The sequence below is a fragment of the Phyllobacterium sp. CCNWLW183 genome, from assembly GCF_037203775.1.
Taxonomy (GTDB): domain Bacteria; phylum Pseudomonadota; class Alphaproteobacteria; order Rhizobiales; family Rhizobiaceae; genus Phyllobacterium; species Phyllobacterium ifriqiyense.
The window spans coordinates 1,130,073-1,144,736 of record NZ_JBBCBN010000001.1; the positions used below are offsets into that span (position 1 = coordinate 1,130,073).

Genomic DNA, 14,664 nt, shown 5'->3' on the forward strand with positions numbered 1-14,664 from the left:
CTTCTTTTCCTTGGCCAAGCACCCATATTGGGGCAATAAAAGTCATCAAACGATCCGGACAGCAGAAGGGCCGGACGGAAAGGCCACAATGTCAGCCGACAACTATCAAAATCGCACGCATCTTGCCGCAATGCAGGGCCAGCCGCTGCTGTTTGTTTTTCATGGCACCGGCGGCGATGAAAATCAGTTTTTCGATTTCGGCCGGCAATTGCTGCCCGATGCCGGCATTATTTCACCACGCGGCAATGTATCGGAACATGGCGCATTGCGGTTTTTCCGCCGAACCGGCGAAGGCGTTTACGACATGGAAGATCTTGCCTTGCGCACGGATGCCATGGCGGACTTCATCCGTGCCCGCAAAATCGAAGCACGGCCGTCCAGGACCATTGGTCTTGGCTATTCCAACGGCGCGAATATTCTTGCCTCCGTCATGCTGAAACATCCTGGCCTGTTCAACGAAGCCGTGCTGATGCACCCGCTTATCCCTTGGCAACCAGACGCTCAACCCGGCCTTGCCGGCAAGCGTGTACTGATCACCGCAGGCCAGCGTGACCCTATCTGCCCACCCTCATTGACGCAGGATTTTGCCGATTATCTGATTGGGCAAGGTGTAGAAACTGATCTTGCCTGGCACACGGGCGGTCATGAAATCCAGCAGAGCGAGATCGCCGCGATTCAGCGGTTTTTTGGATCGTAAATCCCGCTGGCATTGTCATTTGTGCGTGGTTCGCCCTTCGGCTAGCTCAGAAGGGCGAACCACGCAGGGTTTTGCTGCAAATGTAAAAACCCCGCTTATTCCACCAAGTGAAGATAAGCGGGATTGGTGTTTACCTTGAAAACCGCATAGCCACCGGCAATATCCTGATAGCCGATGAGCGCTTGCCCTTTGGCGTCAACAGGCCATGCGCACCGTCCAGATGTCCGGCCTTTAGCTCCAGCGCCAAAAAGCGATGGCGCTCAACGGGGCCCGGCATTGCAAGACCGGCTGTCTTCGTGCCGTCAAATCCGAAACGTGCATAATATTCCGGATCGCCGACCAGAAGAATCGCGCCATGGCCAAGGCGTGCGGCTTCTGCTGTCGCGTGACGCATCAATGCAGCACCAATACCGTGTCCCTTCAGCGTCGGCTCGACAGCCAATGGCCCCAGCAACAAGGCGCGCACGGACTTTCCTGATGCATCATGTCCGGCCTGAATGTCCCAAAGCCGCACTGTTCCCAGCAAGGCGCCATCATTGCTGCGTGCAACAAAGGCCAGCCCTTGCGCAGGCAAGCGCCCGCGCCGCAGTTTTTCAGAAGACTTGCGGCGGCGTCCCTCACCCATGGCACGGTCGAGCAGGGCCTCACGGGCTTGTTCATCCTGTGCGGTTTCATTGCGGATAGTGAAAGCCTGCAATCCATCCGGATGCAAATTTTGTTCGATATATTCTACTGCGTTCATTGTCTTGACCAATCGATCATAAGGGTGCGTCAGCGCCGTCCGGCCGTGAAGCCGGACAGCAGTCCATCACCGGGCAACAGCCCTTAAATTACGTATGATCGGAGCGGTTCAAAGCCATTGAAAGCAACTGCCGAGTAGGTCGTGGTATAAGCGCCAGTTCCCTCGATCAGCACTTCGTCGCCAATAGTCAGCGAGATCGGTAGCGGATAGGGGTTCTTTTCATACATTACATCGGCACTGTCGCAGGTTGGGCCAGCAAGAACGCATGGCTCGGAAACATCGCCATCGCGCGGCGTTGTAATCTGATAGCGGATTGCCTCGTCCATCGTCTCGGCCAGACCGCCGAACTTGCCGATATCGAGGTAAACCCAGCGTACATTGTCGTTGGCGGCCTTCTTGGACACGAGCACGACCTCGGCCTTGATGACGCCTGCATTGCCAACCATGCCACGACCGGGCTCAATGATTGTCTCAGGCAGACGATTGCCGAAATGCTTGCTCAGCGCCTGGAAAATAGCCTGACCATAGGCCTGTGCAGTTGGCACATCCTTGAGGTAACGGGTTGGGAAACCACCGCCCATATTGACCATTTTCAGTGTAATGCCTTCCTTGGCAAGCGCGTCGAATACCTGCTTTGCATCGCCGAGCGCACGATCCCATGCAGCAAGATCTGTCTGCTGGGAACCCACATGGAAAGACACGCCATAGCTGTCGAGGCCAAGCTGCTGGGCGGAGCGAAGCACGTCAACCGCCATGGCAGGAACACAGCCAAACTTGCGCGACAGGGGCCATTCGGCGCCAGCACCGTCAGTGAGGACACGGCAGAACACGCGTGCGCCAGGCGCAGCACGGGCGACTTTCTCAACTTCTTCGACGCAATCAACGGCAAAGAGGCGAATACCGAGTTCGAAGGCGCGGGCAATATCGCGCTCTTTCTTGATCGTGTTGCCAAAGGAAATACGATCCGCAGTTGCCCCCGCATCAAGCGCCATCTCGACTTCGGCAACCGATGCCGTATCGAAGCTGGAACCGAGCGAAGCGAGCAGGCGCAGAATTTCCGGCGCAGGATTTGCCTTCACCGCATAGAAAATCTTCGACTCTGGCAAGGCCATTTCGAAATTGTGGAAATTTTCACGCACGACATCAAGATCGAGCACCATGCAAGGGCCGTTCGGGCGTCGGGTATTGATGAAGTCGATAATGCGCTGCGTAGCCATGTTATGCTCCAATTCCATAGCGGCTGGTATGGCCGCTCAAGCAGTGCAATTTCTCGGGCCGCGCCCATCGAAACTGCTGAGGACAAAGTGCATGAATCCATCCCCCGCGAAGCCAGCCTTTGGAGATGCTGAAAACACGGACAAGTTCATGCGGCGGTGGACCTGCGCCAACTGGCGTCGATCCGCTTTGTCTGCCTTGGTTTGGATGTTCCCATCCGCACTACCGGCAATGAAGGTGTGCCTCTTCAGTAATTCTCGGCTTTTGGACAGCCGAAAGAGACCGACTAGGCCCGCACCGTCGTTGCTTCAGATGTCCTCAACTTTGGCAGTTGGCTGCTAAGCTGACTGGAGGGGTTAGTTCCAGGTACCATACCGTTTCCTCACCATAATGAAGATCGGCGGACACCCATGGGCACGTGCGACTTTGGGCAAGGGCGATATAAGGCGGAATATGTGTCCAATCAATGACAAATATCGATTGTGACAAAGTTTTTTATTCATTGAACAAACAGAGCAAAATCACGTAGAATCTTTGAACGATGACCATATCAAAGCCCCTTAACGCTCTTTTGGATTTACCGTCTGTTAACCTTGTCTCGGGCGATGGTCCCTTGAGTGGTGAAACTTTGGCGGTCAAGGACATATTTGACGTGGCCGGCCTGCCCACTGGTTGCGGAAATAGGCAAAAACAGGCCGAATCACCCAATGCCATAACCACCGCGCCAGCTGTGCAGAAATTGCTCGATGCAGGAGCGACATTTATCGGCAAGACCCAGACCGATGAACTGGCCTTTTCGCTCATGGGCCAGAATGCCCATTATCCTCACCCGATAAACCCGAATGCGCCCGATCGCGTCACAGGCGGCTCATCATCAGGATCAGCGTCAGCTGTTGCAGGCGGATTGGCCAGCATCGCAACCGGAACGGATACGGGCGGCTCCATCCGTGCCCCTGCCAGTTTTTGCGGTCTGGTAGGCTTGCGCATCAGCCATGGGCGCATCTCTCTGGAGGGCACGATGCCATTGGCGCCCTCCCTCGATACGTTTGGCTGGTTTGCCCGTGATATCGAGCTTTACGAGAAAGTCGGCAATGTCCTGCTTGGTCAGGACATAAGCGACTTCAAGCTGAAGCGCCCGCTGTTCATTCCGCTGCTGGAACATCTTCTGGTCGGCGAAGCGGAGGATGCCGCCTACCGGCAAATGTATAAATTGGTCGCAGGCCATCTCGGTCATGCCCGTTCCGCCCGCCAATCAACAGCATCCATGGATGATCTTTATCTCTGCTTCCGCCAGATTCAGGGCTTTGAGGCTTGGGCGGCGCACGGAGCATGGCTTTCCGAGAAGAATCGCGGACTCGGCCCCGGCGTTAAAGAGCGGTTCGAATATGCCGCCGCCATTGATCTGGACACCTATCAGGCTCAGGTAAAGCGCAGGGCGCTTTTCACCCGCGAGCTTGCAGATTTACTTCAGGATGATGGTGTTTTGGTTATGCCGACCGTACCCGGTGCAGCCCCACTGGCTGCAACGCCTTTTGGGGATATTCAGGCATATCGCGAACAGGCGCTCCGCCTGTTGATGATATCTGGCCTTTCGGGCTTTCCGCAGATCACCTTGCCGCTTGGTCAGGTTCACGGCGCGCCATTTGGCTTTTCGCTGCTTGGACTGAAAGGCAGTGACATGGCGCTCATCCGCCTTGGCCGCACCATTTTACAATCAAAGGCACACTGATGGACACACTCACCCGCATGCGCGCCTATATTGATGTCGTGGAAGCGGAGGGGTTCTCGGCGGCGGCCCGCAAGATCGGGCGTTCCAAGGCACTCTTGTCCAAATATGTACGCGAACTTGAAGACGAGCTTGGTGCTTTGCTTCTCAATCGCACCACGCGGCAATTTTCCCTGACGGAAGCCGGCCACACCTATTACCAGCGCGCTAGCGAAATTCTGCGCGATGTCGAAAACCTGAAGGAAACGGTTCGCGACACCAGCAGCGATATCAAGGGGCGGATCAAGATTTCGGCACCGCGCACCTTTGCCGACGCCGATATTGGCCAATGTCTCATCGATTTTTGCGCCGATCAGCCTGAAATCACTCTCGATGTTCGGCTTGACGATCGCTTTGTTGATCTGGTTGAGGAAGGATTCGACCTGGCCATCCGTATTACCCGCATGCAGGACTCATCGCTGATCGCCAAGCGCATTGCTCCTTTCCGTGTCGTCGCCTGTGCCTCGCCTGCATTGATCGAACAGACGGGCGTTCCGCAGCGCCCCGAACAGCTGAGTGCCCTGCCCTGCATCGTCGATACCAATAATCGCTCGCGCAATAGCTGGCAGTTTCATAATCAAAGCGGACCGATCATTTCCGTTCAGGTGTCCGGCCCCCTGGAGATCAATAGCCCGCTTGCCGCGCGCCGCGCCGCTCTTTCAGGGCTGGGCTTTGCCATGCTTCCGGATTTTATCGCAGCGCCGGATGTTGCAAGCGGCAGGCTGGTGCCTGTACTTGACGAGTTCGTCATGCGGGATGCCGGTATTTATGCAGTCTATCCGCATCGGCGCTATCTGCCCGCCAAGGTGCGCGTGCTTGTCGATTACCTGACTAAATGGTTCAAGGACCAAAAGGACAATCGCAAAGCCTGAAATGATGGACTGTTAATGTTATATCGTCCCAATTTTGCCAAGTTCGGGATGTCCTGTACCACAACTATAAAGGGCAATTCATGCAGCAGAAACTCGCGGTCTTCATGGCAACTCTGGCTTTGGGCATGACCCTCGCCACCCCCGCCTATGTCCATCCGCACGTCTTTGCCGAAGCGCGCCTCGATATCACGATCAATCCTGATGGAACTGTTCAAAAGCTTGGCCATGTCTGGCGTTTTGACGATATCTTTTCCAGCACCGTTCTGGTGGAGTTCGACAAGAATGGTGATCTGAAGCTGGATGAAGCGGAATTGGCTGCTCTGGCTGAAACGATCAATGCCTCGATTTCCGAGTTCGACTATTTTCAATCTGTCCAGCTCAATGACAAGAAGATCGTCATGGCAGCGCCAAAGCATTTGATTGCCGATTTCCAGAACAATCAGTTGATGATCATCTTTGAGAGCACCCCTAAACATCCGCTGAAGCTTGGCACAAAGACCAGTTTCGGCGTCTATGATCCAACCTTCTACACGGCCATCGATTACGTCAACGACGCGGATGTGCATGTGACGGGACTGCCGCCAGCCTGTAAGCAGAAGGTGGTGCGCCCCAACCCCGATGAGGCCATTGCGCAAAATCAGGGAACGCTGACCGATGCTTTTTTCAATGATCCCACTGGCACTGACATGACTAAAATCTTTGCCACCAGGCTCGAAATAGAATGCCCCTCCCAAGGGTAGAAGGATAAATGATGCGGAAATCGATCTGGCTTTGCGCACTGCTCGCGCTCGCGCTCCTTGGCGGACATGCTCTAGCGCAAACCTCTTCGCTTGGCATCGGCATGAATGAAGTTGCGATGAAGCCATCCGGTCCGTTTGCCGAATTCATCTTATGGATCAATATGCAACAGCGCGCCTTTTATCTGGCCATGACGAAAGCCCTCAAGGCCATGCGCGAGGATCCGTGGCAAGCTTCGATCCTCGTTGGCCTGTCCTTTCTCTACGGCATATTGCACGCTGTTGGTCCCGGCCATGGCAAGGCTGTCATTTCATCCTATATGGTTGCCAATGAAACGACCCTGAAGCGCGGCGTCTTCCTGTCCTTCGCCTCGTCCATGTTGCAGGCTCTCACAGCCGTTTTCATCATTGGCCTGACTTTTCTTGTGCTTCGCGGCACCACTGTGTCCATGGACGATGCGACGCATATCATGGAAGTGGCAAGTTTCGCGCTGATCGTGGCCTTCGGCCTGTCATTGCTCTGGCGCAAGGTGCCACGGCTTTTCACGACAAATGCCGCTCATGCCCATGCGGGCCACATACATCATGATCATGATCATGACCATGCTCACCACAGTCACGAGCATCACGACCACACGCACCATGATCACCATGCGCATAGTCATGGTCATTCCCATGCTGCAGGTCATGTCTGCGAGACATGCGGCCATAGCCATGCCCCGGATCCGGCCATGATTTCCGGCGATTTCAACTGGAAAACCGCTTGGGCGGCCATCATTGCTGTTGGTTTGCGCCCCTGTTCCGGCGCACTGATCGTTCTGACGTTCTCGCTATTGAACGGCTTGGTGCTTGGGGGAATTTTGTCCGTTTTCGCCATGGCCTTGGGCACATTCATAACGGTCGCAATACTCGCAACCTTGGCCGTCACCGCCAAGAATGTGGCCTTGCGCATATCCGGCGAAACGGCGCTTTCGGGCCGGGTTCAGAATTTTATCGAGATCGGCGGGGCGCTGTTCATCGTTTTGACCGGCGCCCTGCTTTTGACGGCTTCACTATCCTATTGATTATTATTGCGGCGCTGGCTTCTGGCCCGAAGCCAGAACACGACGAAAAAGCCCAGAACAAAGATAACACCAAAAATACCAGCGGCTAGTGGCGACTTATCGCCAATTGCCAGCATCAGGCTTGGCATCAGATAGGCGACAATGCCAAAGCCGAGCATGATACAACCGGCCGCTATGGCCGCATTCCGGGTTTTGGGGTCCATCAACATCACCACTCAGTTCGATATAAGTGGCGTTGTAGCCCTATCCGGTCGCAAAGCAAGTATTCCGGCAAATCTTTATATGCGTGGTTCGACAAGCTTGATCTTTCATAAGTTAAATAATGCGCCACCTACGAAGAAACTGGCGGTGGCGTTTTTTATCGAGCTGGATAGATAATGTGCGTGGTTCGACGGGGCTCACTATCTTGCAGCAAGCCGAAGCTCTTCCAGCCGCTTGATCTGTTGGCCCTCAGCATCAAAATTATCCGGTGAAAGCCAAGCCTGATAGGCTGCTTTGAGCGCTGGCCATTCCTGATCGGTCACTGAATACCAGGCCGTATCCCGGTTCTGGCCCTTCTGCACCATATGCTGGCGGAAAATGCCTTCGAATGTGAAACCAAACCGTTCTGCGGCACGCTTTGACGGCTCATTGCTATTGTTGCATTTCCATTCGTAGCGCCGGTAGCCCAGCACATCGAAAGCATATGCCATGAAAAGATATTGTGCTTCCGTGGCTGCTGGCTTGCGCGCGATCAGCGGCCCCCAGTAAATATTGCCGATTTCGATGGAGCCATGGGCAGCGTCTATGCGCATCAACGCCTGACGTCCCGCAACCTTGCCGCTAGCTTTGTCGATGACCGCGTAAAACAGCGGGTCTTTGCTCGCTTCGACTTTTTCCAGCCATGGCGTCATGGCGTTGCGACTCTCAGGCACGTCCTCGAAAAGATAGCGGAACCGGCCATCTGCATCAGCAACCGTCGAGGCCTCATAGAGTCCATCGCCATGCTTTGCCGCATTGATCGGCTCAAGACGGACATAGCGTCCTTCAAGCGGCTCAGGGGCAGGAAATGGTCGTGGTGTCCAGTCTTTCAAATCGGTCATGTAATTCGGCCCATTTTTATCAAAGCACGTTTGACTTGTTACGCTAGTCCCCGCACAAAGCAGAAGTTGAAAATTGTATGTGAGACAAGAAAATGCTGCGTACCATTTCGGGCTTCGACCGTATCGGCGAAGAAAATGCCTTTGCTGTTCTGGCTCGCGCGACAGCCCTCAGCGCCCAAGGCAAGGACATCATCAATCTTGGCATCGGCCAACCGGACTTTAAAACACCGGCGCATATTGTTGAAGCGGCCATCAAGGCGCTTAAAGACGGTCATCATGGCTACACGCCAGCCAATGGGTTACTGGCGACACGCGAGGCCGTTGCACGACGCACGCTGACCACGACGGGCGTCGAAGTCTCGCCGGAGAACATTATCATCGTGCCGGGCGGCAAGGTGACAATGTTTGCCGCGATCATGATTTTCGGCGAACCCGGCGCGGAAATCCTCTATCCCGATCCCGGCTTTCCCATTTATCGCTCAATGATCGAGTTTACGGGTGCCAAACCCGTTCCGGTGCCAATTCGTGAGGAGAATGGCTTCGCTTTTTCTGCGGAGGAAACGCTATCGCTGATTACGCCGAATACGCGGCTTCTTATTCTCAACTCACCTGCCAACCCGACTGGTGGCGTCACGCCAAAGTCAGAAATTGAAAAACTGGTAAAAGGTCTGGAAGACCATCCCCATGTCGCCATCATGTCAGATGAGATTTACGATGTGATGACCTATGATGGCGAAGAACATTGCTCGCTTCTTACCTTCCCGCAAATCCGTGACCGCCTGATCGTGCTGAATGGCTGGTCAAAGACATGGGCGATGACGGGCTGGCGCATGGGCTGGTCCATCTGGCCCGATCAGCTCTATGACAAGGTGCGCAAACTCGCGGTCAATTGCTGGTCCTGCGTCAACGCGCCAAGCCAATATGCCGGTATAGCTGCCATTGACGGTCCGCAGGATGATGTGGAGAAAATGTGCAAGGCATTCGACAATCGCCGTAAAATTGTTGTCGATGGACTGAACAGCCTGCCGGGCATTAGCTGCGCCACGCCCAAAGGAGCCTTCTATGCCTTCCCAAACGTCAAGGAAACCGGCTGGCCCGCCAAAAAACTTGCTTCTGCCCTCCTCGATGATGCTGGCGTGGCTTTGATCGGCGGTCCGGATTTCGGCATTCTCGGCGAAGGTTATATCCGCCTCTCCTATGCCAATTCCGAAGAAAATATCATCCGCGCCATCGAACGCATCGAGAAATTTCTGGCAAAATAAGCGGGCGTTGCCGCCCGCCTCCATATAGCGCGTAGTTTGCGAAGGGCGAACCACGCACTATAGATACGCCATCAGCTTAGGCGGGCGAAGCGACCTTCGCCTGACTTACCGTTGCCTCAATATGATCGATGAGGCTATCCGGCAGCTTGAGACGACCGGCGAGCAGATCGAGATAACCGCGTTCGCCGCGTGTCTTTGGATCAATGGCGAGACGGGAAGCTGTATAAAGCTCAACCTTCTGCTCGTCGGTAACGGCGGCTGCAACCAGCGCATCCACATCAACGGGAGCGCTGAGTTCTGCATTCAAGAATTCCTGTGTGTCGCTGTTCATGCCGGAGAGCGATAGCTTTTCCAAAATACGCGCGCGCTCTGCATCATCGACCATGCCGTCGGAGCGGGCAGCAGCAATCATCGCACGCACCAGCACAAGGGCAAATTCGTGCTCACCTTGCGGCGCCGTCTGCGGATCGAAACCTGAATCGCTCGGCGGTGGCAGCAATTCGCCATTTGCCGGAGCCTGCGCGGTTTCCGCGGGAGCCTTGCCCGATTGATAATTTTGATAGGCCTTGTAGGCCAATCCTGCCACTGCGGCGAGACCGCCAAGCTTCAAAGCGCCGCCGGCAACTTCACGGCCTGTACCCGTGCCAAGCAAAATCGCTGCCAGCGCACCTGCCGCCAGGGGGTTGTCCTTGGCCATTTGCGTCGCCTTTCCGGCTGTGTCGCGTACCGAGGTTCCCACGCCGGGGATATTGCTTCCCAGGAAATCGTTCAAAATCTTCTTCGGATCGAGCATGCATTTCTCCCTCTTGGTCGCATGAATTCGCTGGTCTTAGTTAGGAACAGCTTCATGGCATTGCAATGACAGGGAAGGATTTGTGGCTCGCAATCACGACATACGTGGTTCATCCCTCGGCAAGCTCAAGACCCGATATGCTCTTTCAACCCACGTTCACGCGCCAGCCGCACCTGTTTTTGCCGTTCCGCGAAGCGGGCGCGGTCTTCATCAGTGCGCTCATGATAGCAATTGGGACAGGAAATCCCCTCTGCAAACAAAGGCGACAGCTTGTCTTCGGGCGCGATAGGATTACGGCAGGCGTGGCAAAGTTCTGCCTCCCCTTCAATCAACCCATGGCCGACGGAAACGCGCTCATCAAATACAAAGCACTCGCCTTCCCAGCGGCTTTCCTCAGCGGGTACATCTTCCAGATATTTAAGAATGCCACCCTTGAGATGAAACACCTCATCAAAGCCGAGACCTTTGACAAAGGCAGTAGCCTTTTCGCAACGAATACCGCCAGTGCAGAACATGGCAATCTTCTTGCCTTCAAGTTCCTCGCGATGGTTTTCCACCCATTGCGGAAACTCACGAAATGTTTTCGTCTGCGGGTCAAGCGCGCCCGTAAATGTGCCGATGGCGGTCTCATAATCATTGCGCGTATCAATGATTACCGTATCGGGGTCCGAAATCAGCGCGTTCCAGTCTTGCGCAGCGACATAGGTCCCGACACTTTGCAGCGGGTCGATATCCTCAACGCCCATGGTGACGATTTCCTTTTTCAAGCGCACTTTCATACGCTTGAACGGCATTTCGCTGGCATGGGAATATTTCAGTTCCATTCCTGCAATTGCAGGTTCTGCTTCAAGAAAATCGACCAGCGTCTTGATCGCGGCAGCGGAGCCCGCAACCGTGCCGTTAATGCCTTCGGCCGCCAGCAGCAGCGTGCCCTTTATGCCTTGCGCGCAACACAGTTTCGCCAGCGGCTCCTGCAATGACTGGTAGTGATCCAGCCGGGCAAACCGATATAGTGCAGCCACTGTAAAGGGCAGATTGGAAGAATGATCTGTCATGATGGCATTCAACTACTGTGCCACAACGTCAATTTCAAGATATTTGCGACAAGCGGTGCTTTGGCCGCATTTCTTGCATGATGCTGGACTTGAATCATTGGACAAAAAGGTTCAGCAACACTAAATCGATTAGAGTTCAAAAAGACGGAGATTGTCATGACCCAGAAGACCGATTTATTGCTACCTGTCCTCAAGGGCCAGCCGGTCATTCCGGTCCTCCTCATTCAAAATGTTGCCGATGCGGTGCCCTTGGCGCGCGCGCTTGCTGCAGGTGGCCTGCCCGCCATCGAAATTACATTGCGCACCGCCGCCGCGCTCGACGCCATCCGCGCGGTTGCCAATGAGGTTCCTGAAGCAATCGTAGGCGCCGGCACCATTCTCAACGCGCGCCAGTATGAAGAGGCGGCCAATGCCGGCTCGCGCTTCATCGTCAGCCCCGGTGTAACACCGCAATTGCTTGAGGCTGCCCGCTCCAGCAAGGTGCCGTTGCTTCCCGGCGCGATCACCCCCGGCGAGATCATGGCGCTGCGGGAAGAAGGCTATACAATGCTGAAATTCTTCCCGGCCGAACAGGCTGGCGGCGCAGCTTTCCTCAAATCGCTTTCCTCGCCGCTGGCCGGAACGATGTTCTGCCCAACAGGCGGTATCGGCATTGCCAATGCAAAAACCTATCTTTCCCTGCCAAATGTTGTCTGCGTCGGCGGCTCGTGGGTCGCGCCGGAAAATCTGGTCAAGGAAGGCAAGTGGGACGAAATCACCAAGCTGGCAGCCGAAGCCGTCAAGTTGGCCGCTTGACACGATTTGATAAATTATGAGGTGGATGTTGCGATAATCTCGATTGCAGCGCCGCCTCAATTTCCTGATATACGGCCTCTTCCGAAGAAATCACGTCATTATTGTCAAATCGTAGTATCTGAAAACCTTGCCCGCGCAAGAATATATCGCGGGCTTCGTCATGTTTGACGCCAGAGTCCGTCTCATGCGTGTCCCCATCTACTTCAATGAGAATTTTTGCTGATAGCCAAGCAAAATCAGCGATGTATGGACCAATGGGGGTTTCGCGGCGGAACCGTGCACCTCGATTACGAAAGCTTCGCAACATATCCCACATTCGCCATTCCGCCTTGGTCAGTTCCCGGCGAAGAGTTTGAGCACGTTGCCGTGCTTTTGGCGGGATATTGCTGTGTGGCATTAAACGCTCGCCCCTCCCTGACGCTACGCGTCCTCCCTCCCCACAAGGGGGAGGGTAACGGCGCCAATTTCTGAAATTTCTACAACGGTAGCCTATTACGCCGCAGCCTTACCCTCCCCCTTGTGGGGAGGGAAGCTGCGAAGCAGCAGGGAGGGGTCTTGTTTTACGAGCCGTGGCTGGGATTGAACTTTGCGATCTGCATGAAGGTCACAGCCTTGCCGGTAAACTTGTTGGCGTCGGCAACCGGCAACTTCTGCTGGAATCCGGCGACATAGACTGTCGTCGGGGCCATGCGCATTGTTTCATTGCGCAGTACTGCAGGGGTAACTGCCGGTGCTGTGTCGGCGACCTGCTCATTCGAAAGTGCCCGCTCCGGTACATCGGACGCGACCTGCATCGCCTTCGGCGCCTCCTGCACTGCCTGACGGCGTGGCTTGGATGCCTTGGCCGTAGTCACCACACCGCTGTCGAGCATGGCAACCGGATCACCGCCCTTGGCTTCAAGCATGGTCTTGCGCAATGAAGGCTGGGGAGCGGCAGATGCAACTTGAGCAGCATCATTGCCGGTAACCTTCTTCACCCGTCCACCTGTCTTGCCGACAGTGGTTGGCAGTTCCGGCGAAGGATCGGACGCCGCCACAACAGTGCTGTGTTCGGGATCAGACTGCTTGATGATCGCTTCAAGATCATCGTCTGGAACCGGAATGACGTCGTTATCCGCTGTCTGAACGGAAGCTGGTATATTCGCCGGACGTTGCGTTGGAACAATGGAGGCGACCATCATGTCGTTTTGCTTTGGCGCTGTGCGCGGCTTTTCGAATGGTACAGGCACAAGCGCATTCACCATTTGCGGCTGCGCCACATTTGCTGGCGCGGGTTCCGGCGCCGGATTGGCTGCGATCATCTGAGCAATCGCTGCAGCACTATCCTGCGTTGAATTATCCGCTGCAAGCGCATTAAGCGTTGAGGGCTCCGGCGTTGCTACAGCTGGCGCATAATCCGGACGGCGCAGCGGCACAGGCACAGCAAAAGCAAGAGCCTGATTGTCTTCCGGCGTCAGCTCAACCGGCGTTTCAGGACGCGGTGCAGCCACTGGCGCAGGCGCATTACGGTTTGGCAATGCAGGTTCCATCACGCCCGGAAGGTTACCGGCTGTGGTTGCTGGCGCAGCTCCTGAATCCTCGTCGGATTCAGCGGCAGCGGCGGGTGCTTGCCGTGTGGTGCCCCGGGCCGGTGTCGGCGCCGAAGCAACCGCTACTGAGCTTTCGCCTGAATCCTCTTCTTCATCCGCGCCACCGCCAAACAATACGCCAAACAGAGTCTTGCCACCGCGACGCGAAGAGCTTGAACTTGCAACCTGGATCGAACCTCCACTGCGCTTACGGGATTCGTAAGCTGCGACCGCCTGTTCATAACCGGGTAATGGCTTACCATCGGTCGGAATGTGCATGGTCTTGCCGTCCGGGAACACCGCCAGCAATTCCTTGCGGCTCATGCGCGGCCAATGGCGGACATTACCAACGTCAGTATGAATGAAGGGCGATCCGGAACGCGGATAATAGCCAACGCCACCAGCTTCAAATTTCAGCGCTGCATTGCGCAAGGTTGCAAGTTTTACACCTGGCAAATACCAGTCCATTGCTTTGCCGAGCATATGCTGGCTTGTCTTTGCCACACCGCGCGAACGGGAGCGAAGCATCGAATTGGTAGTAGGGGAACGATAGGCCGAAACCACATTGATATAGTCTCGCCCGCCAACCTTCTGATAGGTCGACCAGACCAGATCGAAAAGGCGTGGGTCCATCTTGGTCGGTTCATTGCGGCGCCAATCCCGCAAAAACTTGTTCAGCTTGTTCAGGCCATCCTGCTGATAGCGTCCATTCTTCTTGAACGTGATTTCAGCGCGTTCTTTCGTGTGAATGAAATAAAGCTTGAGAGTTCTCGTCTCGGCTTGAGCCTGAGCGGATACAAAAAGCATCGACGCGAAGACCATGAGGAACGCAAACCAACCGGCACGCATGTTAAAACCTGCCGTCAATTTACCGCTCTGTGCATGAACCATGTTTGACAATGTCGTCCCAACCTTGATCGTTTTCTCAAGTCCCCGAATAGCTGGATTATCCAATTTAATGGTTAATGGTCACTTATTGAACATCAAATACGTTGAGAGCATGGCAAAAACCTGAAT

The 14,664-nt window shown here is 55.1% G+C and carries 15 protein-coding genes; 7 read left to right on the plus strand and 8 right to left on the minus strand.

Annotated elements, in window-relative coordinates; all coding sequences use genetic code 11:
* Positions 1–88: 88 nt before the first annotated feature.
* A complete protein-coding gene (locus V9K95_RS05380) occupies positions 89–697 on the plus strand; it encodes an alpha/beta hydrolase (RefSeq protein ID WP_336439637.1) in 609 nt (202 codons plus the stop codon).
* A 130-nt stretch (positions 698–827) separates the two neighbouring features.
* On the opposite strand, the gene V9K95_RS05385 is transcribed toward V9K95_RS05380, so the two are convergent.
* On the minus strand, positions 828–1,439 hold the full coding sequence (locus V9K95_RS05385) for a GNAT family N-acetyltransferase (RefSeq protein WP_307279879.1): 612 nt from the start codon (positions 1,437–1,439) through the stop codon (positions 828–830).
* 83 nt (positions 1,440–1,522) lie between these two features.
* Positions 1,523–2,656, minus strand: coding sequence for an ornithine/lysine decarboxylase (odc2, locus tag V9K95_RS05390; RefSeq protein ID WP_115052276.1), 1,134 nt, complete (start codon positions 2,654–2,656; stop codon positions 1,523–1,525).
* 539 nt (positions 2,657–3,195) lie between these two features.
* Between odc2 and V9K95_RS05395 the strand changes: the two genes are divergently transcribed.
* The 4 genes from V9K95_RS05395 (at position 3,196) to V9K95_RS05410 (ending at position 7,092) form a co-directional block, all read left to right on the plus strand.
* A complete protein-coding gene (locus V9K95_RS05395; RefSeq protein WP_336439636.1) occupies positions 3,196–4,383 on the plus strand; it encodes an amidase in 1,188 nt (395 codons plus the stop codon).
* Positions 4,383–5,291, plus strand: a complete 909-nt coding sequence (locus tag V9K95_RS05400; protein ID WP_115052274.1) for a LysR substrate-binding domain-containing protein — start codon at positions 4,383–4,385, stop codon at positions 5,289–5,291. The genes V9K95_RS05395 and V9K95_RS05400 overlap by 1 nt, the downstream gene beginning before the upstream one ends.
* Positions 5,292–5,371: 80 nt before the next feature.
* A complete protein-coding gene (locus tag V9K95_RS05405; protein WP_115052273.1) occupies positions 5,372–6,031 on the plus strand; it encodes a DUF1007 family protein in 660 nt (219 codons plus the stop codon).
* An 11-nt stretch (positions 6,032–6,042) separates the two neighbouring features.
* On the plus strand, positions 6,043–7,092 hold the full coding sequence (locus tag V9K95_RS05410; protein WP_336440190.1) for a nickel/cobalt transporter: 1,050 nt from the start codon (positions 6,043–6,045) through the stop codon (positions 7,090–7,092).
* On the opposite strand, the gene V9K95_RS05415 is transcribed toward V9K95_RS05410, so the two are convergent.
* Complete coding sequence (locus tag V9K95_RS05415; protein WP_115052271.1) at positions 7,086–7,295, minus strand: hypothetical protein; 210 nt, start codon at positions 7,293–7,295, stop codon at positions 7,086–7,088. The two genes, V9K95_RS05410 and V9K95_RS05415, sit on opposite strands and share 7 nt — an antisense overlap.
* Positions 7,296–7,493: 198 nt before the next feature.
* Entirely contained in the window at positions 7,494–8,174 is a 681-nt protein-coding gene (locus V9K95_RS05420) for a GNAT family N-acetyltransferase (RefSeq protein WP_115052270.1), read from the minus strand.
* Between the two features lie 92 nt (positions 8,175–8,266).
* Here V9K95_RS05420 and V9K95_RS05425 point away from each other — a divergent pair, with 92 nt between their 5' ends.
* Entirely contained in the window at positions 8,267–9,436 is a 1,170-nt protein-coding gene (locus V9K95_RS05425) for a pyridoxal phosphate-dependent aminotransferase (RefSeq protein ID WP_336439635.1), read from the plus strand.
* A 76-nt stretch (positions 9,437–9,512) separates the two neighbouring features.
* On the opposite strand, the gene V9K95_RS05430 is transcribed toward V9K95_RS05425, so the two are convergent.
* Both V9K95_RS05430 and trhO read right to left on the minus strand, forming a co-directional pair.
* On the minus strand, positions 9,513–10,229 hold the full coding sequence (locus V9K95_RS05430; RefSeq protein WP_115052268.1) for a tellurite resistance TerB family protein: 717 nt from the start codon (positions 10,227–10,229) through the stop codon (positions 9,513–9,515).
* A gap of 125 nt (positions 10,230–10,354) precedes the next feature.
* Complete coding sequence (trhO, locus tag V9K95_RS05435) at positions 10,355–11,284, minus strand: oxygen-dependent tRNA uridine(34) hydroxylase TrhO (RefSeq protein WP_115053213.1); 930 nt, start codon at positions 11,282–11,284, stop codon at positions 10,355–10,357.
* Positions 11,285–11,440: 156 nt separating this feature from the next.
* On the opposite strand from trhO, the gene V9K95_RS05440 reads away from it, so the two are divergent.
* Positions 11,441–12,079 (plus strand): 2-dehydro-3-deoxy-phosphogluconate aldolase, encoded by a 639-nt coding sequence (locus tag V9K95_RS05440; RefSeq protein ID WP_336439634.1) that lies wholly within the window; start codon positions 11,441–11,443, stop codon positions 12,077–12,079.
* Here the strand turns inward: V9K95_RS05440 and V9K95_RS05445 are convergent.
* Positions 12,063–12,476, minus strand: a complete 414-nt coding sequence (locus V9K95_RS05445; RefSeq protein WP_115052266.1) for a DUF559 domain-containing protein — start codon at positions 12,474–12,476, stop codon at positions 12,063–12,065. The genes V9K95_RS05440 and V9K95_RS05445 overlap by 17 nt on opposite strands.
* Before the next feature lie 163 nt (positions 12,477–12,639).
* Positions 12,640–14,454, minus strand: a complete 1,815-nt coding sequence (locus V9K95_RS05450) for a DUF882 domain-containing protein (RefSeq protein WP_115053212.1) — start codon at positions 14,452–14,454, stop codon at positions 12,640–12,642.
* Between the last annotated feature and the right edge of the window lie 210 nt (positions 14,455–14,664).